Consider the following 20001-nt stretch of genomic DNA (forward strand, 5'->3'; position numbering starts at 1 on the left):
GTCATGCGGCCGATGCCGGCGTGCTGTCGGCGGCGATCGGCATGCAGACGCTGCACGTGCTGGCGACGAGCGTCTGGGGCGGCCTCGCGATGGCCTCGGGACTTGCGGTGCTGCCGGCGCTCGGCGCGTCGACCGCGCGCGGCATGCTGATCCGCACGGCGGCGCAGGTGTCGAACGTGTCGATCGTCGCGGTGGCGCTCGTGCTGCTGTCGGGCGTTTTCAACGCGGTGCGCGGTTCGGGGGGCTCGCTCGACGCGATCCTGTCGAGCACGTGGGGCCATGTGCTGACGCTCAAGCTCGTGCTGGTCGCGCTCGCGCTCGTGTTGGGCGGGCTGAACCGGCTGTCGGCGCTGCCGCGCCTGCGCCGCACCGCGTCGACGATGGACGCGCACACGTTCGTCAACGTGCTGTATCTCGAAGCGCTCGTGATGATCGGCGTGTTCGTCGTGGCGGCGGCGCTGTCGCATAGCGTGCCGGCGTTTGCGGCGCTCGGCTGAGCGTGGGTCAGATGGATGCCGTTTTGCCGATGCTCGGGCAGATCGGCATTGCTTTCGGGACAAGCTCGCCGGCGAGGGCCGACTCCGCGACGGTCTTCGGCCTCGCCTGCGCGTTCGGGTTCCTCTGTGCCGGGCCGCTTGCGGAGCGTGTCGGACAACGCACGTTGCGTGGCCGGCACATGCTCAGGCTGGAAATAGCCAGGCCTTACGCGGAATAGCGGAAGAATTCGACGAAGGCGCGCAATGCCGGGCGCATCTGTCGCCGGGAAGGGTAATAAATATAAAAGCCATCGAAAGGCGGACACCATTCTTCCATGACGGAGATCAGCCGCCCTTCGCGTACGTCGGCCGCGACGGCTTCCTCAAACAGAAACGCCAGTCCCACTCCGTCGAGGGCGGCCTGCCTCATCAATTCCTGCTGTGGCAGGATCACGCTGCCCTTGACCTCGACACTGACCGCATGCCCGTCATGCTCCAGTTCCCAACGGTATAGGCGTCCGCTTTCGAACCGGCGGCGGATGCAGTTGTGTGCGCTCAGATCGCGTGGATGCCGGGGCCTGGGATGTCGCTCGAAGTAGGCGGGGGCAGCGACAATCATGCCGCGCCGTGGCCCGTCGGCGCGTACCGCGATCATGTCGGCCGCGAGGCTCTCCCCGAGCCTGATTCCCGCGTCGCAACCCTTTTCGACGATGTCTTCAAAAATATCCGAAACGCGAATGTCGAGTTCGATCGCGGGATAGCGCGCCGTAAACGCCGGCAGGCGTCGCATGATGACTTCCTGGACCGCGAGAAACGGCATCGTGATCCGCAATGGGCCGGCGGGCGCAACGGCCCCTTCCGTGACCTCGGTGAATCCCGTTTCGATTTCGGCAAGGGGGCCGGCGACCCGGGCAAGGAGACGTTCCCCTTCCTCGGTCGGGCGTGTCGAGCGCGTGGTGCGCGCCAGCAACCTCAGGCCGAGCGTGTCCTCCAGCGTGGAGACCGCGTGGCTGACCGCTGAAGGCGCGATGCCGAGCTGATCCGCCGCTGCCCGAAAACTGCCAGTCCTGGCAACGGTCACGAAAACGACGAGTTGGGAAAGCTGTGTTCGATCCATTGTTCGAAATTTTAGATCAACACAAACTGCTTTACACGGGTTATCAGCATCATTCGCTCCAACTACCATGCTTCCATTCCGCGTTAATTCACAAAGGAGTGCGCTATGGAACATCGCAAGTTAGGAAAAATCGAAGTTTCGCCCATCGGTTTGGGCTGCATGGGGCTGAGCCAGTCTTATGGCGCGCAGGACGAAGCCAGTTCGATCCGGACGCTGCAGCGCGCCGTCGAGCTGGGCGTGAGCTTCTTCGATACCGCCGAGGTTTATGGACCTCATCGCAACGAGATTCTGCTGGGCAAGGCGCTCAGGCCTTACCGTGAGCGCGTGGTCATCGCGACGAAATTCGGCTTCGTCTACAACCGGGAGCGCAGCGATTTCGGCGAAATCACCGGAACGGACGGACGTCCCGAAAACGCCCGCGCGGTCGCGGAAGCCTCGCTGAAGCGCCTCGATACCGATGTCATCGACCTTTATTATCTGCATCGCGTCGATCCGGCCGTGCCGGTCGAGGAGAGTGTCGGCGCCATGGCCGAGCTGGTGGCCGAAGGCAAGGTGCGCGCCATCGGTCTTTCCGAGGTCTCCGCCGAGACGCTGCGGCGGGCGCATGCCATTCACCCGATCACGGCTTTGCAGAGCGAATACTCGCTTTGGACTCGCGATGTCGAAACAAACGGCGTGCTCGACACCTGCCGCGAACTGGGCATTGCCTTCGTGCCGTTCAGCCCGCTGGGCCGCGGCTTCCTGACCGGAAAAATGCCGGCCACCACCACGCTGGAATCGGGTGACTTCCGCCACAGCTTGCCGCGCTTCCAGCCCGGCCATATCGAGGCCAATCGCCAGTTGGTGACGGTGATCGAGGACATCGCCGCGGCGAAAGGCGCAAGCGCTGCGCAAGTCGCCCTCGCCTGGGTACTGGCTCAAGGGCGCGACATCGTGCCGATTCCCGGCGCAAAGCGCATCGCGAATCTGGAACAGAATGTCGATGCCGCGAGCCTTGCGTTGACCGAAGCGGAATGCGCACGGCTCGAAGCGACGTTCTCTCCCGAGAACATCTCGGGCAGCCGATATCCGGCTTCTTTCGAAGCAATGGGGCCGAAGTAGGTTTCCGCCCTGCCTGGAAGGACTCCACCCGATAGCCGTCCAGGGCAGCGGGCCGGAGTCGCCGGGAAATTAAAAAAAGCAAAAAAAAGCGCCGCACGGCAGTAGGGCGCGTGCGGCGCAATACACACGATTGGCTGGCATCGACCAGCCGATCCGCTCCTGCTCTCTTCAGGCCACGAGCGCTTCGTCGTGCACTGCGTCGTGCGCCCGCTCCAGGGTCTCCTCCGGAAACATCTCCTGCTGAAGCTCGCCCGCGTCGCTGAACCACTGGCAGATCAGCCAGTTGCCCGGCGCGAACACGACCGGGCCGCTCCAGGTTGCCGTCATCGGACGGCCGCCGGACTTCAGTTTCAGCACGTCGCCCGGGCTGTACACCGGTTTGGCGTTTCTCTTGATGAGCCGCATCGCGAGCCTCGCTTACTCGAAGCCGAGCCGATGGGCGAGGATCGGCGCGCAGAACAGCGCGATCGCACAGCCCGCGGCCTTGCCTTCGAGTTCGGCGCCGGCCGCGCGCGAGCCGACCATCTGCGTGAGCAGATCGAATATCTGCGGCAGGCAGTACAGCACCGCCGCGCCGATAAAGCACTTTGCGACCACCGCGATGCTCCAGCCGCGCTCGTACGCGAACATCGCGCCGATGACCCGCAGCACGCCGAACGCGACCAGCGCGCCGACCGCCGCCTGTTCGCGGATCAGATAGTCAGGAAGGAATTCGCCCACGTTGTTCCCCGTAGCATGTGTCGTTTGCATGCATTTGAGCAAGGAGCGGGCCATGCGTATGTCCGATACCGAACCAATGGCGCGCAAGCCTTGCCGGGTAAGGCTTTGCGAGGAGAGGGCGAAATCCGGGAGCGGTCGTGAAACGCCGGTTCGAGGCGTGGCGGTCCGGGATGTTACGTTACTGCGACGGCCCGCGCGTCACGTGGCCGTAACACGCGGGCGGGGCGTCGGCGAAGCGTTCAGCGGATGCGCTCGATCTTGCCGACAAGGAACAGATACGACAGCGCGCCGACCACGCCGACCGCGCTCATGAACATCAGCGCGGGCTTGAAGTCGCTGTTTTTGACGATGAAGCCGATCACCACCGGCACGCAGATCGACGACAGATTGCCCATCAGGTTGAACATGCCGCCGGTCAGGCCGAGCAGCTCCTTCTTCGCCATCGACGACACCAGCACCCACGTGATCGACGAAAAGCCGCTGCCGAAGAACGCGATCGCCATGAAGAGGATCACCATCGCGGGCGTGTCGACGTAGTTCGCGCCGACGATTGCCGTCGACAGCAGGAGGCCCGTGACGATCGGCACCTTGCGCGCGACCGTGGCCGACACGCCGCGCCGCATCATCCAGTCCGACAGCAGGCCCGAGGCGAGAATGCCGACGAACGCCGCGAGAAACGGCACGGCCGCCATGAAGCCGGCCTTCAGGAAGTCCATGTGCCGGTACTTGACGAGGTAGGTCGGAAACCAGGTGAGGAAGAACCACAGCGTCGAGGTCACCGCGATCTGGCCGATGTACACGCCCCACAGCTTGCGGTTGCCGAGCACGGCGCGCCAGTCGGCGGCGGTATAGCGGGCGCGGGCGCGCGGCGCGCTGCCGAGTTCGACGAGGCCGCCGCCTGCGCGGATGACGTCGAGTTCGGCCGCGTTGATGCCGCTGGCCTCGGACGGCTCGCGATACAGCGCGTACCAGACCAGCGCCCAGCCGATGCCGAGCGCGCCCGTCAGAAAGAACACGCCCTGCCAGCCGAAGTGCTGCTGCGTGAGCACGAGCACCGGCGTCAGGAACGCGAGCCCGACGTACTGGCCGGACGTGTAGCTCGCGATGGCGCGGGCCCGTTCGTTATCGGGAAACCATGTGGTGACGACGCGATTGAGCGTCGGATAGGCGGGCGCTTCGAGCGCGCCCAGCAATACGCGCAGCGACAGCAGCACCGCGAACGCGCTGGCGAAGCCCTGCAGCAGCGTCGCGAGTGACCATAGTCCGATGATCAGCGCGAGCAGCAGGCGAGGCCGCGTGCGGTCCACGAGGATGCCGCCGGGAATCTGCAGCAGCGCATACGACCAGCCGAAGGCCGAGAACACGAGGCCCATCTGGGCGGGATCGAGTTGCAGGTCCTGGCCGATCGCGGTCGCGGCGATCGACAGATTGCTGCGGTCGAGATAGGTGATGACGACGGTGACGAACAGCACCGCGAGCAGGCGATGGCGCTTGCCGGTCGCTTGCATTTGGGTGTGGGTTGTCTCCACGAGGGTCAGCCTCTTGATGATTTTGTTATCGGCGGCGGGCGGGGGCGACGAACCGGCAGGGCGCGGTCGCGTCTATCGGACGGCGCGCAACAGCCGCCGCCGGGCCGCATGGGATGCGTAGCCTGGCGCTGACCCCAGGTGCACCCCAAGGCGCACCGATGCCGGCACGCTGCCCGCCGGCGGCGTGCCGCTTCATCCGCTCAGGGGCGCGGAATCACCATTCGGCGACGCTGCCGTCCGCGTGACGCCACACCGGATTGCGCCAGCGATGACCGACCTTCGCCATCTCGCGCACCTTCTCCTCGTTGACCTCGATGCCGAGTCCCGGGCCCTGCGGAATCGACACGAAACCGTCTTCGTACCTGAAGACCTCCGGGTTTTTGATGTAGTCGAGCAGGTCGTTGCCCTGGTTGTAGTGAATGCCGAGGCTCTGTTCCTGGATGAACGCGTTGTAGCTGACCGCGTCGATCTGCAGGCAGGTGGCGAGCGCGATCGGGCCGAGCGGGCAATGCAGCGCGAGCGCGACGTCGTAGGCCTCGGCCATCGCGGCGATCTTGCGGCATTCGGTGATGCCGCCCGCGTGCGACGCGTCCGGCTGGATGATGTCGACGTAGCCGCCCGAGAGGATGTGCTTGAAGTCCCAGCGCGAATACAGACGCTCGCCGAGCGCGATCGGCGTGTTGGTCTGATTGACGATGTCGCGCAGCGCCTCGGCGTTCTCCGAGAGCACCGGCTCCTCGATGAAGAGCAGCTTGTACGGATCGAGCTCCTTCGCGAGCACCTTCGCCATCGGCTTATGGACGCGGCCGTGGAAGTCCACGCCGATGCCGACGTTCGGTCCGACCGCCTCGCGCACCGCCGCGACGTTGTTGATCACGCCTTGCACCTTGTCGAAGGTGTCGATGATCTGCAGCTCTTCCGAGCCGTTCATCTTGACGGCCTTGAAGCCGCGCTCGACCACCGCGCGCGCGTTGTTGGCGACGTCGCTCGGGCGGTCGCCGCCGATCCACGAGTACACCTTGATGCGCTCGCGCACCTGGCCGCCGAGCAGCGCATGCACCGGCACGCCATGATGCTTGCCCTTGATGTCCCACAACGCCTGGTCGACGCCCGCGATCGCGCTCATCGTGATCGGGCCGCCGCGATAGAAGCCCGCGCGGTACATCACCTGCCAGTGGTCCTCGATCAGCAGCGGGTCCTTGCCGATCAGATAGTCGGACAGTTCCTCGACCGCCGCGGCCACCGTATGCGCGCGGCCCTCGACCACCGGCTCGCCCCAGCCGACGATGCCCTCGTCGGTCTCGATCTTCAGGAAGCACCAGCGCGGCGGGACGATGAAGGTTTCGAGTTTGGTGATTTTCATGGTGCGTGTCTCCTCGCGGCCGGCGCTGGCGGAAAAAAATTCGGAAACCCGATGCTACAACAAAGCGCTTTAAAGTACTATTAATAGTATTATTTGCCACATAGTGGTCAGACTGGAACCATGGCCGTCGCCGCGTGGCGGCACGAGACCAGCGACCGATCAGCGACTCACCAGCGACAGACCGACCCGCGCGAGGAGAAAACCATTCAGCACGACCTGCACGGGCGAGTCGCCCAACTGCTCGCGACCGCGATTCTGCGCGGCGATTACGCGCCCGATTCGATCCTGCCGCGCGAGGCCGAGTTGATGGAGCGCTTCGGCGTGAGCCGCACGGTGCTGCGCGAGGCGCTGCGCACGCTGACGTCGAAAGGGCTGATCGAATCGCGGCCGCGCGTCGGCACGCGGGTGCGGCCGAAGTCGGCGTGGAATCTGCTCGATGCCGATCTGCTCGACTGGTACTCGCGCGTCGCCGAGCCGATGGCATTCGCGCTCAAGCTGCAGGAAATGCGCGAGATGATCGAACCGTATGCGGCGAGCCTCGCGGCCGCCTCGCATACGGACGACACGCTGCCCGCGCTCGAGGCCGCGCATGCAGCGATGGTGGCGGCGTGCAACGTCGACGCATGGGTGCGCGCGGACCTGCAGTTTCATCTATGCGTGCTAAGCGCATGCAGCAACGAATTGCTGATTCCGCTCGGCGCGCTGATCGAGCGCACGCTCGAGGCGCAGCTGCGGCTCAATGCGAAACGCGCTGACGTGTTCAATGCGTCGCTCGCCGAGCATACAGCGGTGTTCGAGGCGATCCGCGCACGCAATGCGCAATGCGCGCGCGCGGCGATGGCGTCGTTGCTCGGCGTGACGCGCGGGCGGATCGAAGGGTGAGGCGGGTGAGCCGGGTGAGTGGTCAATCCATCGCCGCATGCGCCACCGATGCATCGGGCGCCTTGTGCGACGGCCGGATCAACAGCAAGAGCGGAATCACCAGCAGCGTTGCCATGAACATCAGCTTGAAGTCGTTCAGATACGCGACCATCGACGCCTGCTGCGTGATCGACGCGTTGAGCGCCGCGATGTCGTAGTTCGAGCCGCTGCCGAGCATCGGCTGGATCGCCGGATTGAACGCGGTGATGTTCGCCGCGAGGTCCGCGTGCGAGATCTGCGTGTTGCGCGTCATCAGCGTCTGCACGATCGAGATGCCGATACTGCTGCCGATGTTGCGCATCAGGCTGTAGGTCGCGGTGCCGTCGGCGCGCAGTTCCGGCGAGAGCGTCGAGAACGTCAGCGCGGAGAGCGGCACGAACACGAGGCCGAGCCCGAAGCCCTGGATTACGCCGGGCCACACGATGTCCGATGCCGACAGCACGATCGTGTACTGCATCATCTGCCAGAGCGCGAACGCCGAGATCAGGAAGCCCGAGAGCAGCAGAAGCCGCGCATCGACGCGCTTGAGCAGGCGCCCCGCGATCAGCATCGCGACCATCGTGCCGGCGCCGCTCGGCGCCGTGACGAGGCCCGTGGTCGCGACCGGATAGCCCATCAGGTTTTGCAGCATCGGCGGCAGCAGCGCGCGCGTCGCATACATGACCGCGCCGATCACGAAGATGAAGAACGTGCCGGTCGCGAAGTTCGGGTCCTTCAGCAACTGGTACTTGAAGAACGAATGCTTGCCGACCGTCGCCGTGTGCACGAGAAAGAACGCGAAGCTGATTGCCGCGACGAGCGCCTCGATCACGATCTCGGTCGACGAAAACCAGTCGAGCTGTTCGCCGCGATCGAGCATGGCCTGCAAGGCGCCGATCGCGAGACCGAGCGTGATGAAGCCGAACGCGTCGAACTTCACGTCGTGCTTCGGCTCGCGCGTCGGCAGGAAGGTCGCGACGCCGAACAGCGCGAACGCGCCGATCGGCACGTTGATGAAGAACACCCAGCGCCAGTTGTAGCTGTCGGTGAGCCAGCCGCCGAGCGTCGGACCGAGAATCGGCCCGACCATCACGCCCATGCCCCACACGGCCATCGCCTGGCCCTGCTTTTCGCGCGGGTTGATGTCGAGCAGGATCGATTGCGAGAGCGGCACGAGCGAGGCGCCGAAAACGCCTTGCAGCAGACGCGACAGCACGATTTGCGGCAGCGTTTCCGACAGCCCGCATAGCGCCGAACTGACGGTGAAGCCGGCGATCGCGATCAGCAGCAGACGCTTCACGCTGAGCCGGTCCGAGAGCCAGCCGGTCAGCGGCGTGGCGATCGCGGCGGCGACGATGTAGGACGTCAGCACCCACGTGATCTCGTCCTGCGACGCGGACAGCGTGCCTTGCATATGCGGCAGCGCCACGTTGGCGATCGTGCTGTCGAGCGTCTGGATCAGCGTCGCGAGCATGATCGAGATCGTGATCATCGGCCGGTTGAGCGGTGCGGTGGCGCTCGCCGGCGTGGAAGCTGAGGACATGAAAGAGGGGGGCGGCCGATATAATAAGCATGCTTATTATATCGGCGGAACGGGTTTGCGCTATCGGGAGTTGTGCTGAGCCTGGCGCGCTCGCGTGCGTGCCGGCGCGCGGCAAACCGGGGGGCTTCCGTATAATCCGCGCATGAAAACCCAACTCGAAGAGCGCTTCGGCTTTCTGATTTCCGACGTCGGCCGCCTCGCGGGCAAGCGTTTCGACGACCTCGCGAAATCGTCGGTCGATCTCACGCGCGCGCAGTGTCGTGTGCTGGCCTATCTCGGCCACTACGGCGACATCAACCAGGCGCGGCTCGCGGACCTGCTCGAAGTCGCGCCGATCTCGGCCGGCCGTCTGCTCGACCGGATGGAAGAGGGCGGCTGGATCGAGCGGAGCGCGAATCCGCAGGATCGCCGCGAGCGCCAGGTGCGCATGACGCCGAAGGCCGAGGGCACGCTCGGCAAGGCGCGCAAGGTCGGCGACGAGGTCGCGCTCGAAGCGCTCAACGGTTTCAGCGATGCCGAGGCGGCACAACTGATTGCGCTGTTGCAGCGGGTGCGCGGCAATCTGAGCCGGATCGTCGATCGCTGAGCTCACCCCGCCATTGCATCACCGGCGTTATTTCGACTCGGAAGCCGGTGCGGCGCCGCCCGGCGGCACCAGTTCGTAACAGGCCGGCGTCTCGGCCTGCCTGGTTTTTGCATCGGACTGCTGCGGGTCGATGCATTTGAACGCGCTCTGATCGCGCTGCACGAAGATCGTGTCGGCCGGGCCGCCGTTGCCGCGCGTGTCGTTGACGACCGCGGCGATCCTGTAGCCGTCCTGCAGCAGCGTCGCGAGCGTCATGGGGCTCGCGCGCCACTGGCTGTCGGCCGGCGTCTGCGCCCGGGCAGCGAGCGTTGCGCCGGCGCAGACGAGCGCGAGGGAAGCCGCGGTAGCGGCGAGCGCGGCGGTGCGAAACGTCATCAGGGAACCTCCTCGAAGTTGCGATTCTGCAAGGAAGCCTGCAAGCTCCTGGAACCCGGACGCGCGGTGCTTTGGCATCGCCGGGGAAAACTTGTCAGGCTTGCGCGAGCTGCCATTCTCTCAAGAGTGGGCGTGCGCAACAAACCCGGGGGCGTTTCAGCGGCTCCTTTCCGCGATGTCATCGCTCGCTCATCCGTTGGGTTGCTCGCGATACCTAAGGATGCCTATCGATAACGGCAGGGGCGGCTCGAGCGCGCGGCTGCGATACTCTGCGATACTCTGCGATATCCCGCGCTGCCACGCGTTACCCTGCGTTACCCCTTTACGGCTTCGTGAAGCCGACCAGCTCGACATGCGTGGTCGTCGGCGCGGCGTGCGTCGCCTGGTCGGTGTAGTCCAGCTTCACGATGCGGCCGACCGCCGGCGCATACCAGTCCACTTCCCGGGTCTGGCCCTCGCCGCGGTTGCCCCCGCCGGCCGACCACGCAACCGATTGCTCGATCCTGAACGCCTGGAACGATCCGGCCGCCGTCTCGACAAGCTCGACGTCGACGACCTTCGACCGGCGCTGGCCGATGGCTTCCCAACTGCCTGTCTTGTAGGAGTAGGAACCCGACCAGGCATCCCCGACGTGCATGGGAAAGCGCAGCTTGCCGTCGCTCGGCTCGTAGCTCGTCGCGCCGAGTTTCACAATGTTGCCGTTTGCGTCGAGGACGGTGGCTCCCTGGTTGAGTTCGACGCGACCGGGCCCGACGTTCGACACCGCTTGCGTATAGGTCGAATTTTTGGACGGGTCGAGAGCGTTCTCGTATTTGAAGGTCCACTTTTCGCCAACCACATAGGCGGGCGTATCGGCTTGCGATAGCGGAGCGGGCTGCGCTGCCGGGGCGGGCAGGCTCGCGGCCTGCGGCGACGATTGGGCGAGGACCGGGCCCGCGGCGCATGCCGCCGCGAGCGCGAACGCGGCAAAGCCGACCGATGAGGAGGGAGTTCGCGAGATCATGGGAATAAGCTCAATTCAGGATGAACTGTCGACCGGACGTCGTCTGCTTCGCCGCGCGCGCGAGGCCGGTTGCCGTCGCCGGGCTGGCGCTTTGCGTCGAGCTTTGCGGCGAGGCGGCCGCCGGGGCGCCGATCGGCGCGTTGTCGGTCTGTGCCGTCGTGAATTTCCAGCTCACCGAAAACGGCGTCGCCGCGAGCGAGGTGTTCGTCAGCGTGCCGGAGACCTTGGCCGTGTAGGTCATGCTGGTCGCCAGCTTCGCGGTCGGCACGCAGATCGCGAGGCGCGTCGCTTCCGCGTTGTTCGAGCTGTCGGTCTCGAGGCACGGGACGTTGTTGCCCGAGGCGTCCGCGATGGTGAACGAGACGTTCGAGAACGCCGCGTTGTCGCCGCCCGAGAGCGTTACCGGGTAGCCGACCACGGTGTTTTCGAGTGCCGGCTGGGCGGCCACCGGGTTCGGGCTCTCGTTGGCGAACCAGCCTGTATCGACGCCCGTCATGCCGTTGTACGGCCAGGCGACCAGTTGGCCCTCGCCGATGACCTGCTTGTAGTCGGCGAAATCGACCGTCAGCGTGGAGAGCTGCGAGGTGCTCGCGGCGTTGGCGACGCCCGCGCCGGCGTGGACCGAGTCGAAAAGCATGGGCGCGCGGTGGAAGGGGGCGTCGAACAACGCTTCGATCGCTTCGGTCGAGTTCAGGAACGGACCGGAGAAACCGGCCGTGACTTCGCCGACGGAGCTGGTCGAGTAGAAGAGGTTCACCCGGTCAGTCGGCGAGTAGCCGGTGTAGCCGGGCTGGCCGGCCGTTTCGTAGTGGCCGATGACGTTGTTGTCCTGTTCCCACAGCGAATGGTTGGCCGCAGCCTGGGCGACGCCGGATTGGGCGCTCAACGCGGGGAGTCCGATCTGTGCCCGCTTGTTGTTGACGAAGGCGAGCGCGTCGGTCGCCGTGTCGCCGCTTGCCGCAAACGGGCCGGCTGCCGCGGTGCCGGGCGCGGCAAGCAGCGAGACGCTCGGCGGCGAGATCGATGGCGCGGGGTTCGTGTCGCCGGTCGAACTACTACTACTGCTGCCGCCGCCGCCGCCGCATGCCGCCAGGATCATGGCCCCCGTTGCAGCTCCCAAAACTGTTTTTTTCATTGCTGGTCCGTTGTGATGAGCGAGTCGTCTCGCGTGTATCTGCGACGCAATGATTGCCTGGCGAGCGGTCTTTCACCTCGCGATTCGTCCGCGATTTCTTTGCGATTCGTCCGGGCGGGCGGCCAGCGTGCGGGAGCCGCTGGAAAATGGCGCGAGACGAAATCAATCGCCCTGCGCCGGGATAAAATCGGCCCCACGTAAAGTAAAAAAATTCGACTACGGGGTTGGGGAATGCCGGGGCCGTTTCTGAAATTTGACAGCCGAAGCGTGGGGGCGGGCGACGCGGAGGAAATCTGGCGCGAGAGCTTGCGCCCGCTCTACGAGGTGTGGCGGTGCAGGGAGGCGCGGTTTCGGGCGAAGATCGAAGTGTGGGATCTGGGCTCGATGCTGATGACCCGCCACTTTGCCTTCGACGACGTCCAGTTCCGCCGCACGCGCGGAAAAATTGCCTCGACGCCGGCCGAGCAGTGTCTTGTTCATTGCCTGCTCGGGGGCGAACTGGCTTCCGAGTTCGATGGCGGCCAGCAGCGCGTGCCGGTCGGCTCGGTCGCTTTGCGCGACCTGGCGATCGAGAACGTGGGTTTTGCGCGCAGCGCGCCGATGCTGACGTTGAGCGTGCCGCGCGCGTCGCTGGAGCGGAGGCTGCCGCTCGGCGCGCCCTTGCACGCGGTCGGATGGGAGGCCAATGATCCGATCGGCGGGATGGTCACCGCGCATATCCAGTCTCTGGGGCGTCTGGTTAACCGCATGACGCAGGAGCAGGCGAGGCTGGCCGGGGAGGCGACGCTGAGCTTGCTGGCCTCGTGTCTCTTGCCGAAGGCGAAGCCGGGCGCCCGTCGAGGCGACCCGCGGCTCGCGCCGATGCTGCGGGCGCAGGCGCTATCGCACATCGAGCGCAATCTGTCCGATCCCGGACTCGACGCCGCCGCGGTGGCCGCCGCTGTCGGAATCTCGCGGACGGCGCTCTACGAACTGTTCGCAGCCTCGGGCGGGGTCGCCCGCCATGTGCGCGCGCGCCGGCTGGACGAGGCGATGCGTCGCCTGCGCATGCCCGGTGTCCCGCGGGAGCGGGTGGCCGAGATCGCGTATGGCCTGGGTTTTTCTGCGGAATCCGTTTTCAGCCGCGCCTTCAAGGAGCGGTTCGGCTGCGCGCCTTCCGAGGCCCGCGAGGCGGCCGAAGCGCCGGTTGCGAGGTCGAGCGGCGGCACGCAAAGCATTGGCGCGGCTTATGAAGCGAAGGTGCAGAGTTTGCCTGTTTGAGCGGCTGGATGGAGTGAGTTGTGGTGGGCGCTAGTCGAGGGCGAAGTAGGTCTGGGTTGATGAAGCGTCGGTGATGCGCTGTGTGTCGGGCTGATCGGCGTGCCGTGTCAGAGCGGATTTGCCTTCGACCTGGCTGTTAGGCGAGCACTCTGCCACCGTGATCTGTCGTATCGCCTTCGCGAATAAAAGCGCTCATTGCAAGCTGACGAAGTTTCGGTTGGGCTTCACTTTAACCGCTTCGTATGATGATATCGAAGCGGTCGGCTGAAAACGAAGAGATTGAAGCGGAGACATGCGTCAATTCTTCGGCCAGCGCGTTGCGCGCCTCGGTAGCCAGCGTACCGGTCGGGTAATGAACATGGATCAGAGGCACGGCGGTCCGCTCCTTCGATAGAAACAGGTCGTAACAACATAAGCGTGTAAGCCGGCCTTGGGACAAAGACGTCGGCCAGATGCGGCGCATCCGCCAATTTATAAAGCTCGCTGTTGATGAAACTCGTAGGTGTCCGGCATTCTGGCTCAGATGCCTTGACCGCCCGACACTTCGATGCGCTGTGCGTTGACCCAGCGGTTGTCCTCGGACAAGAGGCTGGCGATCATCGGCCCGATGTCGTCAGGCACACCGACGCGACCCAAAGCCGTCATGTCCGCGAAGAACTTGTTGAATTCCGGGGTATCACGCACGGCGCCGTTGAAGAAATCAGTCTCGATCGCGCCCGGCGCCACCGCATTGACCGAGATTTTGCGGCGACCCAGTTCCTTGGCCATATATACGGTCAGTACCTCAATTGCACCCTTGACCGAGGCATAAGCCGACCAGCCTTCGGCAGACACTCGGGTCAGACCAGTGGACAGGTTCACAATGCGCCCCCCGTCAGCGAGCAGGGGCAGCAGCTTCTGCGTGAGGAAGAACACGCCCTTGAAGTGCACATTGACCAGTTTGTCGAACGCGTCCTCGCTCATCTCGGCAATCGGCGCCACGTCGCCATGTCCGGCGTTGTTGACGAGATGGTCGAAGCTGTCGCGCTGCCAGGTCTGGTGCAACGCGGTCCTCAGCCGTTCTGCGAAGGCCGCGAAAGTGGTGGCGTCGTCGGCGTCCAGTTGAAGGGCTACCGCCTTGCGACCGAGCTTCTCGATCTCGGCGACCACGGCCTTGGCTTCTGCTTCGCGACTGTGATAGGTAATGATGACGTCGCCGCCCCGACTGGCGATGGCCAGGGCGGTATTGCGGCCGAGGCCGCGGCTGGAACCCGTGACGACAGAAATCCTGCTCATGAACGACTCCTTGGTAACGTATAAGAAGGCGTTCATTTTGTCGCGCGGAACGTGGATTACCTTTGCCTGAATCGCCGAGTTCTTGGCCTTTTCCTCCGAAGGTGGATTTCGCGCCGCCTGAAACGCGCTAGGATGCCGAGGTAAAAAACGCTCGTAGCACGACGATATGAACGACACCCTGCTCGACGCGGTGCGCCGCTACGCGAGTGCCTATACTGGCCCGACAGGCGTGGCCCAAACTCCCATCCCGGCCCTGACCACCATCCGGGCGACCCAGCCGAGCGGGATCGACTATGCGATTTCCCGGCCGCTGGCCTGCCTGGTGTTGCATGGAGGCAAGCGGGTCACGATGGGTACGAAAACGTTCGACTTCAGCGCCGGCGATTCGCTGCTGATTACGGCCGACGTGCCGACGGTAAGCCAGGTCACGCGCGCCAGCGCCGCCGAGCCGTACTTCTCGCTGGTGCTGGATCTGGATCTGACGGCTATCGCCGAACTTGCCGTGGAGATGAAACTGGGGCCCGCGGCCCAAGGGTCGCCCGTGCGGGTTGAGCCATCCGACTCAGAGGTGGCCGATGCAGCGCTGCGCCTGATGCGGCTGATCGAACGCCCCGCGGCGCTGCCCGTTCTGCAGGCCCAGCTCGTGCGGGAAATGCACTACTGGCTGCTGGTCGGAAAACACGGCGCCGCGATCCGTCACTTGGGCTGGCCGGAGAGCCACACCCAGCGCGTGGCACGTGCTGTCGCCCTGCTGCGCAGCGAGTTCGCGCAGCCGCTGCCGATTGAGCGGCTGGCGTCCGAGGCCCGCATGAGTCCATCGTCGTTCTACCAGCATTTCCGGGCGGCGACCTCGTTGTCCCCGTTGCAATTCCAGAAGCAATTGCGCCTGATCGAAGCTCGCAGGCTGATGGCGTCGGAAGGTGTGTCGGCCAGCGGCGCGGCGTTTTCCGTGGGCTATGAAAGCGTCCAGCAATTCACGCGGGAATACCGGCGAATGTTCGGCCTACCTCCGAGCAGAGACGTCGATGCCATCAAGGATGCTACCAGCACCGTTGCTGCGGGAAGGTCTGCAGAAGCTATTCTCGGAGCGCGCCTTTTACCACTTGAACCGAATCAGTCGTGAGAATCCGCTGACAGCCGGCCGGCGCTTCCATGTTGCGTCGGCGCCCAAAACCGGCGCAAGCCTATCCTGCTGTAAGGACTTTCGCTGTATGTCAACTACGGTTTATGGGCTGTGGATGACCGTCTCCGTTTGCGTTTTGATGCACACGGGTTACGCAATCTATTTGCACTTTCAGCTCGCCGGTTACGCAGGGTTGCTGCGCGCGTAACACGTTGTTCTGCGCCGCTCACTGGCATCGTTCGCTTTCGATGCTTATTTTATTTGCGCGAGCTGCTACCTACAGCCTTCACAGGCGCGCACAGGATTTGCGCGAAGGAGTGAACCTCTGCGCACGATGTTTGCTTGGTATGGTGTACGACTTGATCTTTACCGGTCGCGTGATTTGCGATTCCTTTGCCGTGAGGCGGTAGATGCTGCGTGTGCGCTTAGCCGTAGAGGTAGCAGACTGCATCCCTGTAACCGGCCTTGTCACGCCGAAACTGCTGGCGCGGGCCACCATATCGAAGCCGCACGAGCGCTCCCAATTCCATCAGAGACGCAGCCTGCGCGGCGAGGATCAACCGCCGCGGAATGGGGCTGGCCAGCAGAATAGCCGGGGTTTGCTCCCGTTCGGTCTGACCTCCTGTTGCTATGACACATTGCAGCGTGGCGGGAACGACTCGGTACTACACGGTAGCCGCCGGCGCGCGATAGCATCCGCTCCCGGAAAATCGCTCGCATCTAAAACGTTTGGCTGCTTTAGATGCGTAATGCCCCTGTTCGGGCGCATTCCCGGCGTTCCAGAACAAAAAAGCCGCTGCTTCGTGAGAAGCAGCGGCTTTTTCTTGCAACTGGTGGCGAATCAGGGACTCGAACCCCGGACCTGCGGATTATGATTCCGTCGCTCTAACCGACTGAGCTAATTCGCCGAAAGAAGCGAGATTATGCTGACGCAGCCGGAAGCTGTCAACCCCCGGCCCACAACTTTTTCAGACAGCCCGGACTACTACCTGAGCACAGTCCCCAGACACCCCCTCAATCCTTCGCATAAATATCCGAGTCTTTGGTCTCGCGCACGAACAGCATGCCGATCACGAAGGTGACCACCGCGATCACGATCGGATACCAGAGCCCCGAGTAGATGTTGCCCTTCGCCGCCACGATCGCGAACGCGGTCGCTGGGAGGAAGCCGCCGAACCAGCCGTTGCCGATGTGATACGGCAGCGACATCGACGTATAGCGGATGCGCGTCGGGAACATCTCCACCAGCATCGCCGCGATCGGCCCGTACACCATCGTCACGTAGATCACGAGGATCGTCAGGATCACGATGCTCATCGGCCAGTTGATCTGCGCGGGGTTGGCCTTCGGCGGATAGCCGGCGGCCTTCAGCGTCGCGGCGAGCGTCGTCTCGAACAGCTTGGTTTGCTCCTTCGCGTCGGGCGCGTGGCCGTCGAACGTGTTGACGACGGTGTCGCCCACGCGGATCTGCGCGATCGTGCCGGCCGGCGCCGCGACGTTGTCATAGTTCAGGCCGGCCCGCGAGAGCGCGCCCTTCGCGATGTCGCACGAGGTCACGAACTTCGCCGTGCCCACCGGGTTGAACTGGAACGAGCACTCGGCCGGATCGGCGATCACGACGATCGGCGACTTCGCCGTTGCCGCTTCGAGCGCCGGGTTCGTGTAGTGCGTGAGCGCCTTGAAGAGCGGGAAGTACGTCAGCGCGGCGATCAGCAGGCCGGCCATGATGATCGGCTTGCGGCCGATCCTGTCCGACAGCGAGCCGAAGAACAGGAAGAACGGCGTGCCGATCAGGAGCGCGAGCGCGATCATGATGTTGGCGCTGGTGCCGTCGACCTTCAGCGTCTGAGTGAGGAAGAACAGCGTGTAGAACTGGCCCGTGTACCAGACCACAGCCTGGCCGGCCGTCAAGCCGAGCAGCGCGAGAATCACGACCTTCAGGTTCTTCCACTGGCCGAACGCCTCGGAGAGCGGCGCCTTCGAGGTCTTGCCCTCGGCCTTGATGCGCTCGAACACCGGCGACTCGTGCAGTTGCAGGCGAATCCACACCGACACCGCGAGCAGCAGGATCGACACGATGAACGGAATGCGCCAGCCCCATGCACCGAACGCGTCTTCGCCCATGAACGTGCGCACGCCGAGAATCACGAGCAGCGACAGGAACAGGCCGAGCGTGGCGGTGGTCTGGATCCACGCCGTGTAGAAGCCGCGCCGGTTCGCCGGTGCATGTTCGGCGACGTAGGTCGCGGCGCCGCCGTATTCGCCGCCGAGCGCGAGGCCCTGTAGCAGCCGCATCGCGATGAAGATCACCGGCGAAGCGATGCCGATCGACGCATAGCCGGGCAGGAAGCCGACGAGGAACGTCGACAGGCCCATGATGATGATCGTGACGAGGAACGTGTACTTGCGCCCGACCATGTCGCCGAGACGCCCGAACACGATCGCGCCGAACGGCCGCACCGCGAAGCCTGCCGCGAAGCTCAGCAGCGTGAAGATGAACCCCGCGGTCGGATTGACGCCCGAGAAAAAGCTCTTGCTGATGAAGGCCGCGAGCGAGCCGGCCAGATAAAAATCGTACCACTCGAAAACCGTGCCCAGCGACGATGCGAAGATCACCCGCTTCTCATCGCGCGTCATCGGCACGTGCGAGATTTGCCCGCCAACGGTAGCCATAGGTCGTCTCCCATATTGATATGCACGCGGATCGCCGGCTCAGGCGTTCCCGTGCAACCGATTATTGGAGTGGAAACTTACGGCCTACTGACGCGGCGGCCGGGCAGGGGATGTCCCTGATAAATCGGCGAACGAACCGTCAACATACGTTCAATGTCGCACAAGACACGCTTAATTGTGCCTAATTGTCGAGCGTGTATCTCAAAATTACGGATGGGCGATACCTGACGCCGGGCCGCGTTAGGGTAAGTCCCGCCCCCGCTCGGGCACCTGCAAGCTGATGCGCACGAGCGTTCCCGCGAGTCGCGGCGACTCCTGGTAGACGTTGTCGTCGATGGTCATCTCGCCGCCGTGCATCGCCGCGATCTCGCGCACGATCGCGAGCCCGAGGCCGCTGCCGTCGCCCTCGCGGCCGAGAATCCGGTAGAAGCGCTCGACCACGCGCGAGCGTTCGGCGGCCGGAATGCCGAGGCCGGTGTCCTCGACTTCGAGATGCACGAGCCGCGCGGCCGCGTCGTTGCGCACGCGCACGGTAATGCGCCCGCCCGCTGGCGTATAGCGGATCGCGTTGTCGATCAGGTTCGACAGCAGTTCGCGCAGCATCACCGGATTGCCGGCCACTTCGACCGGCTCGTCGGGCGCCTCGTAGCCAAGGTCCATCTCCTTGGCGAGCGCGGGCTGCACCCATTCGCGCACCGCGCTGCGCGCGAGTTCGCCGAGTTCGACCGGCGTGAAGATCTGTCCCGAGCGGCGGTTTTCCGCGCGTGCGAGCGCGAGCAATTGCGTGACGAGCCGCGCGGCGTGCTCGGAACTGGTCGCGATCTGTTCGAGCGAGCGATGCACCTCGGCCGACGCGTTCTGCCGCAGCGCCAGCTCGGCCTGGGTGCGCAGGCCGGCGAGCGGCGTTTTCATCTGATGCGCGGCGTCGGCGATGAAGCGCTTCTGCAGCTCCATGTTCTGTTCGAGGCGCGTGAGCAGATCGTTGAACGAGGTGACGAGCGGCTCGATTTCGGGTGGCGCGCGCTGCGCTTCGAGTGGCGACAGGTCGTCCGGGCGCCGCGCGCGGATGTGCGCCTGCAGCGCATGCAGTGGCGCGAGCCCGCGCGACAGGCCGAACCACACGAGCAGGATCGCGAGCGGCAGGATCACGAACTGCGGCAGGATCACGCCCTTGATGATGTCGTTGGCGAGCTGGCTGCGCTTGTCGAGCGTTTCGGCGACCTGCACGAGCACGGGCTGCGCGTCGCGCGTCTGCGGAAACTCAACGGTCGTGTAGGCGACGCGGATGTCGTTGCCGCGCAGCACGTCGTCGCGGAATTCGACGATGCCCGGTTGCGGCCGGTCTTCTTCGTGCGGCAGCGGCATGTCGCGCTCGCCCGCGACCAGTTCGCCGCGCGTGCCGAGCACCTGGTAGAACACGCTGTCGACGTTGTCCGCGCGCAGGAAATCGCGCGTCGAGTCGGGCAGCGACAGCTCCGCGACGCCGTTGACCGGATGGATCTGGCGCGCGAGCACGTAGGCGTCGGTTTCGAGCGCGCGGTCGAACGGGCCGTTCGCGATCGACTTGGCGACCAGATAGGTGACCGCGAGGCTCATCGGCCAGAGCAGCAGCAGCGGCGCGAGCATCCAGTCGAGAATTTCGCCGAACAGCGAGCGCGGGCGCGCCTCGGCGGCGGCTTCGGTTTCGTCGGGCGGGGCGAACGGGTTGGCGTAGCGCGCGTCGCGCGCCTCGTCGAGGTCCGCCGCGTGCGCCGGGGCACGGTCAGCGCGTGCGGACATCGCGGGCCTCTATTTGTAGTGGTGGCTCGCCGGCATCGCGGCC

Annotated in this window: 19 protein-coding genes and 1 tRNA gene; 6 read left to right on the plus strand and 14 right to left on the minus strand. The window is 64.8% G+C overall.

Annotated elements, in window-relative coordinates:
* Positions 1 to 497 (plus strand): CopD family protein (locus GXB81_RS25820; RefSeq protein ID WP_205990694.1); only part of this gene is annotated, 497 nt, incomplete at its 5' end.
* A 205-nt stretch (positions 498 to 702) separates the two neighbouring features.
* Here the strand turns inward: GXB81_RS25820 and GXB81_RS25825 are convergent.
* Positions 703 to 1593 carry a LysR family transcriptional regulator gene (locus tag GXB81_RS25825; protein WP_167284957.1) on the minus strand — a complete coding sequence of 297 codons (891 nt, stop codon included), beginning with the start codon at positions 1591 to 1593 and terminating at the stop codon, positions 703 to 705.
* A 105-nt stretch (positions 1594 to 1698) separates the two neighbouring features.
* Here GXB81_RS25825 and GXB81_RS25830 point away from each other — a divergent pair, with 105 nt between their 5' ends.
* Positions 1699 to 2694, plus strand: coding sequence for an aldo/keto reductase (locus tag GXB81_RS25830; protein WP_167040661.1), 996 nt, complete (start codon positions 1699 to 1701; stop codon positions 2692 to 2694).
* A gap of 168 nt (positions 2695 to 2862) precedes the next feature.
* Here the strand turns inward: GXB81_RS25830 and GXB81_RS25835 are convergent, their stop codons facing one another.
* From GXB81_RS25835 to dgoD, 4 genes are all read right to left on the minus strand, one after another.
* Complete coding sequence (locus tag GXB81_RS25835) at positions 2863 to 3099, minus strand: YodC family protein (protein WP_167040664.1); 237 nt, start codon at positions 3097 to 3099, stop codon at positions 2863 to 2865.
* Between the two features lie 12 nt (positions 3100 to 3111).
* A complete protein-coding gene (locus tag GXB81_RS25840; RefSeq protein WP_167041233.1) occupies positions 3112 to 3414 on the minus strand; it encodes a hypothetical protein in 303 nt (100 codons plus the stop codon).
* A gap of 239 nt (positions 3415 to 3653) precedes the next feature.
* Positions 3654 to 4922 (minus strand): MFS transporter, encoded by a 1269-nt coding sequence (locus tag GXB81_RS25845; protein ID WP_205990695.1) that lies wholly within the window; start codon positions 4920 to 4922, stop codon positions 3654 to 3656.
* A 235-nt stretch (positions 4923 to 5157) separates the two neighbouring features.
* A complete protein-coding gene (gene dgoD, locus GXB81_RS25850; RefSeq protein ID WP_167284963.1) occupies positions 5158 to 6306 on the minus strand; it encodes a galactonate dehydratase in 1149 nt (382 codons plus the stop codon).
* A gap of 120 nt (positions 6307 to 6426) precedes the next feature.
* Here dgoD and GXB81_RS25855 point away from each other — a divergent pair, with 120 nt between their 5' ends.
* Positions 6427 to 7188 carry a FadR/GntR family transcriptional regulator gene (locus GXB81_RS25855; protein ID WP_240162903.1) on the plus strand — a complete coding sequence of 254 codons (762 nt, stop codon included), beginning with the start codon at positions 6427 to 6429 and terminating at the stop codon, positions 7186 to 7188.
* 22 nt (positions 7189 to 7210) lie between these two features.
* Here GXB81_RS25855 and GXB81_RS25860 read toward each other — a convergent pair whose 3' ends face one another.
* Positions 7211 to 8749 carry a DHA2 family efflux MFS transporter permease subunit gene (locus tag GXB81_RS25860; RefSeq protein WP_167040673.1) on the minus strand — a complete coding sequence of 513 codons (1539 nt, stop codon included), beginning with the start codon at positions 8747 to 8749 and terminating at the stop codon, positions 7211 to 7213.
* A gap of 142 nt (positions 8750 to 8891) precedes the next feature.
* On the opposite strand from GXB81_RS25860, the gene GXB81_RS25865 reads away from it, so the two are divergent.
* The gene (locus tag GXB81_RS25865; protein ID WP_167040676.1) at positions 8892 to 9335 is read left to right on the plus strand and encodes a MarR family transcriptional regulator; all 444 of its coding nucleotides are present in this window, start codon (positions 8892 to 8894) and stop codon (positions 9333 to 9335) included.
* 27 nt (positions 9336 to 9362) lie between these two features.
* Here the strand turns inward: GXB81_RS25865 and GXB81_RS25870 are convergent, their stop codons facing one another.
* The 3 genes from GXB81_RS25870 to GXB81_RS25880 all read right to left on the minus strand — a co-directional run bounded on the left by GXB81_RS25870 (position 9363) and on the right by GXB81_RS25880 (position 11812).
* Positions 9363 to 9710, minus strand: a complete 348-nt coding sequence (locus GXB81_RS25870) for a hypothetical protein (RefSeq protein ID WP_167040679.1) — start codon at positions 9708 to 9710, stop codon at positions 9363 to 9365.
* Positions 9711 to 10032: 322 nt separating this feature from the next.
* A complete protein-coding gene (locus GXB81_RS25875) occupies positions 10033 to 10713 on the minus strand; it encodes a hypothetical protein (RefSeq protein ID WP_205990696.1) in 681 nt (226 codons plus the stop codon).
* 10 nt (positions 10714 to 10723) lie between these two features.
* Positions 10724 to 11812 carry a CAP domain-containing protein gene (locus tag GXB81_RS25880; RefSeq protein WP_241016518.1) on the minus strand — a complete coding sequence of 363 codons (1089 nt, stop codon included), beginning with the start codon at positions 11810 to 11812 and terminating at the stop codon, positions 10724 to 10726.
* Positions 11813 to 12079: 267 nt separating this feature from the next.
* Here GXB81_RS25880 and GXB81_RS25885 point away from each other — a divergent pair, with 267 nt between their 5' ends.
* On the plus strand, positions 12080 to 13108 hold the full coding sequence (locus GXB81_RS25885; protein WP_167284968.1) for a helix-turn-helix domain-containing protein: 1029 nt from the start codon (positions 12080 to 12082) through the stop codon (positions 13106 to 13108).
* Positions 13109 to 13337: 229 nt separating this feature from the next.
* On the opposite strand, the gene GXB81_RS25890 is transcribed toward GXB81_RS25885, so the two are convergent.
* Both GXB81_RS25890 and GXB81_RS25895 read right to left on the minus strand, forming a co-directional pair.
* Positions 13338 to 13481: a hypothetical protein gene (locus GXB81_RS25890; RefSeq protein ID WP_167040709.1), complete on the minus strand. Its 144-nt coding sequence runs from the start codon at positions 13479 to 13481 to the stop codon at positions 13338 to 13340.
* Positions 13482 to 13627: 146 nt separating this feature from the next.
* Positions 13628 to 14383, minus strand: a complete 756-nt coding sequence (locus tag GXB81_RS25895) for an SDR family oxidoreductase (RefSeq protein WP_167040712.1) — start codon at positions 14381 to 14383, stop codon at positions 13628 to 13630.
* A gap of 166 nt (positions 14384 to 14549) precedes the next feature.
* On the opposite strand from GXB81_RS25895, the gene GXB81_RS25900 reads away from it, so the two are divergent.
* On the plus strand, positions 14550 to 15506 hold the full coding sequence (locus tag GXB81_RS25900) for an AraC family transcriptional regulator (RefSeq protein ID WP_167040715.1): 957 nt from the start codon (positions 14550 to 14552) through the stop codon (positions 15504 to 15506).
* 831 nt (positions 15507 to 16337) lie between these two features.
* Here the strand turns inward: GXB81_RS25900 and GXB81_RS25905 are convergent.
* The 3 genes from GXB81_RS25905 to GXB81_RS25915 form a co-directional block, all read right to left on the minus strand.
* A tRNA-Met gene (locus GXB81_RS25905) sits at positions 16338 to 16414 on the minus strand.
* A gap of 106 nt (positions 16415 to 16520) precedes the next feature.
* On the minus strand, positions 16521 to 18179 hold the full coding sequence (locus GXB81_RS25910) for an MFS transporter (protein WP_205990698.1): 1659 nt from the start codon (positions 18177 to 18179) through the stop codon (positions 16521 to 16523).
* 240 nt (positions 18180 to 18419) lie between these two features.
* Positions 18420 to 19958 (minus strand): sensor histidine kinase, encoded by a 1539-nt coding sequence (locus GXB81_RS25915; protein WP_167040770.1) that lies wholly within the window; start codon positions 19956 to 19958, stop codon positions 18420 to 18422.
* Positions 19959 to 20001: the final 43 nt, after the last annotated feature.

It is taken from the genome of Paraburkholderia sp. Ac-20336, assembly GCF_017105025.1.
GTDB lineage: Bacteria > Pseudomonadota > Gammaproteobacteria > Burkholderiales > Burkholderiaceae > Paraburkholderia.

Excerpts from the sequence above, each read along its gene's own strand:
- GXB81_RS25825 (WP_167284957.1), bottom strand. The coding sequence starts at position 1,593 with ATGGATCGAACACAGCTTTCCCAACTCGTCGTTTTCGTGACCGTTGCC.
- GXB81_RS25830 (WP_167040661.1), top strand. The coding sequence starts at position 1,699 with ATGGAACATCGCAAGTTAGGAAAAATCGAAGTTTCGCCCATCGGTTTG.
- GXB81_RS25835 (WP_167040664.1), bottom strand. The coding sequence starts at position 3,099 with ATGCGGCTCATCAAGAGAAACGCCAAACCGGTGTACAGCCCGGGCGAC.
- GXB81_RS25845 (WP_205990695.1), bottom strand. The coding sequence starts at position 4,922 with ATGCAAGCGACCGGCAAGCGCCATCGCCTGCTCGCGGTGCTGTTCGTC.
- dgoD (WP_167284963.1), bottom strand. The coding sequence starts at position 6,306 with ATGAAAATCACCAAACTCGAAACCTTCATCGTCCCGCCGCGCTGGTGC.
- GXB81_RS25855 (WP_240162903.1), top strand. The coding sequence starts at position 6,427 with ATGGCCGTCGCCGCGTGGCGGCACGAGACCAGCGACCGATCAGCGACT.
- GXB81_RS25860 (WP_167040673.1), bottom strand. The coding sequence starts at position 8,749 with ATGTCCTCAGCTTCCACGCCGGCGAGCGCCACCGCACCGCTCAACCGG.
- GXB81_RS25865 (WP_167040676.1), top strand. The coding sequence starts at position 8,892 with ATGAAAACCCAACTCGAAGAGCGCTTCGGCTTTCTGATTTCCGACGTC.
- GXB81_RS25870 (WP_167040679.1), bottom strand. The coding sequence starts at position 9,710 with ATGACGTTTCGCACCGCCGCGCTCGCCGCTACCGCGGCTTCCCTCGCG.
- GXB81_RS25875 (WP_205990696.1), bottom strand. The coding sequence starts at position 10,713 with ATGATCTCGCGAACTCCCTCCTCATCGGTCGGCTTTGCCGCGTTCGCG.
- GXB81_RS25880 (WP_241016518.1), bottom strand. The coding sequence starts at position 11,812 with ATGATCCTGGCGGCATGCGGCGGCGGCGGCGGCAGCAGTAGTAGTAGT.
- GXB81_RS25885 (WP_167284968.1), top strand. The coding sequence starts at position 12,080 with ATGCCGGGGCCGTTTCTGAAATTTGACAGCCGAAGCGTGGGGGCGGGC.
- GXB81_RS25895 (WP_167040712.1), bottom strand. The coding sequence starts at position 14,383 with ATGAGCAGGATTTCTGTCGTCACGGGTTCCAGCCGCGGCCTCGGCCGC.
- GXB81_RS25900 (WP_167040715.1), top strand. The coding sequence starts at position 14,550 with ATGAACGACACCCTGCTCGACGCGGTGCGCCGCTACGCGAGTGCCTAT.
- GXB81_RS25910 (WP_205990698.1), bottom strand. The coding sequence starts at position 18,179 with ATGGCTACCGTTGGCGGGCAAATCTCGCACGTGCCGATGACGCGCGAT.
- GXB81_RS25915 (WP_167040770.1), bottom strand. The coding sequence starts at position 19,958 with ATGTCCGCACGCGCTGACCGTGCCCCGGCGCACGCGGCGGACCTCGAC.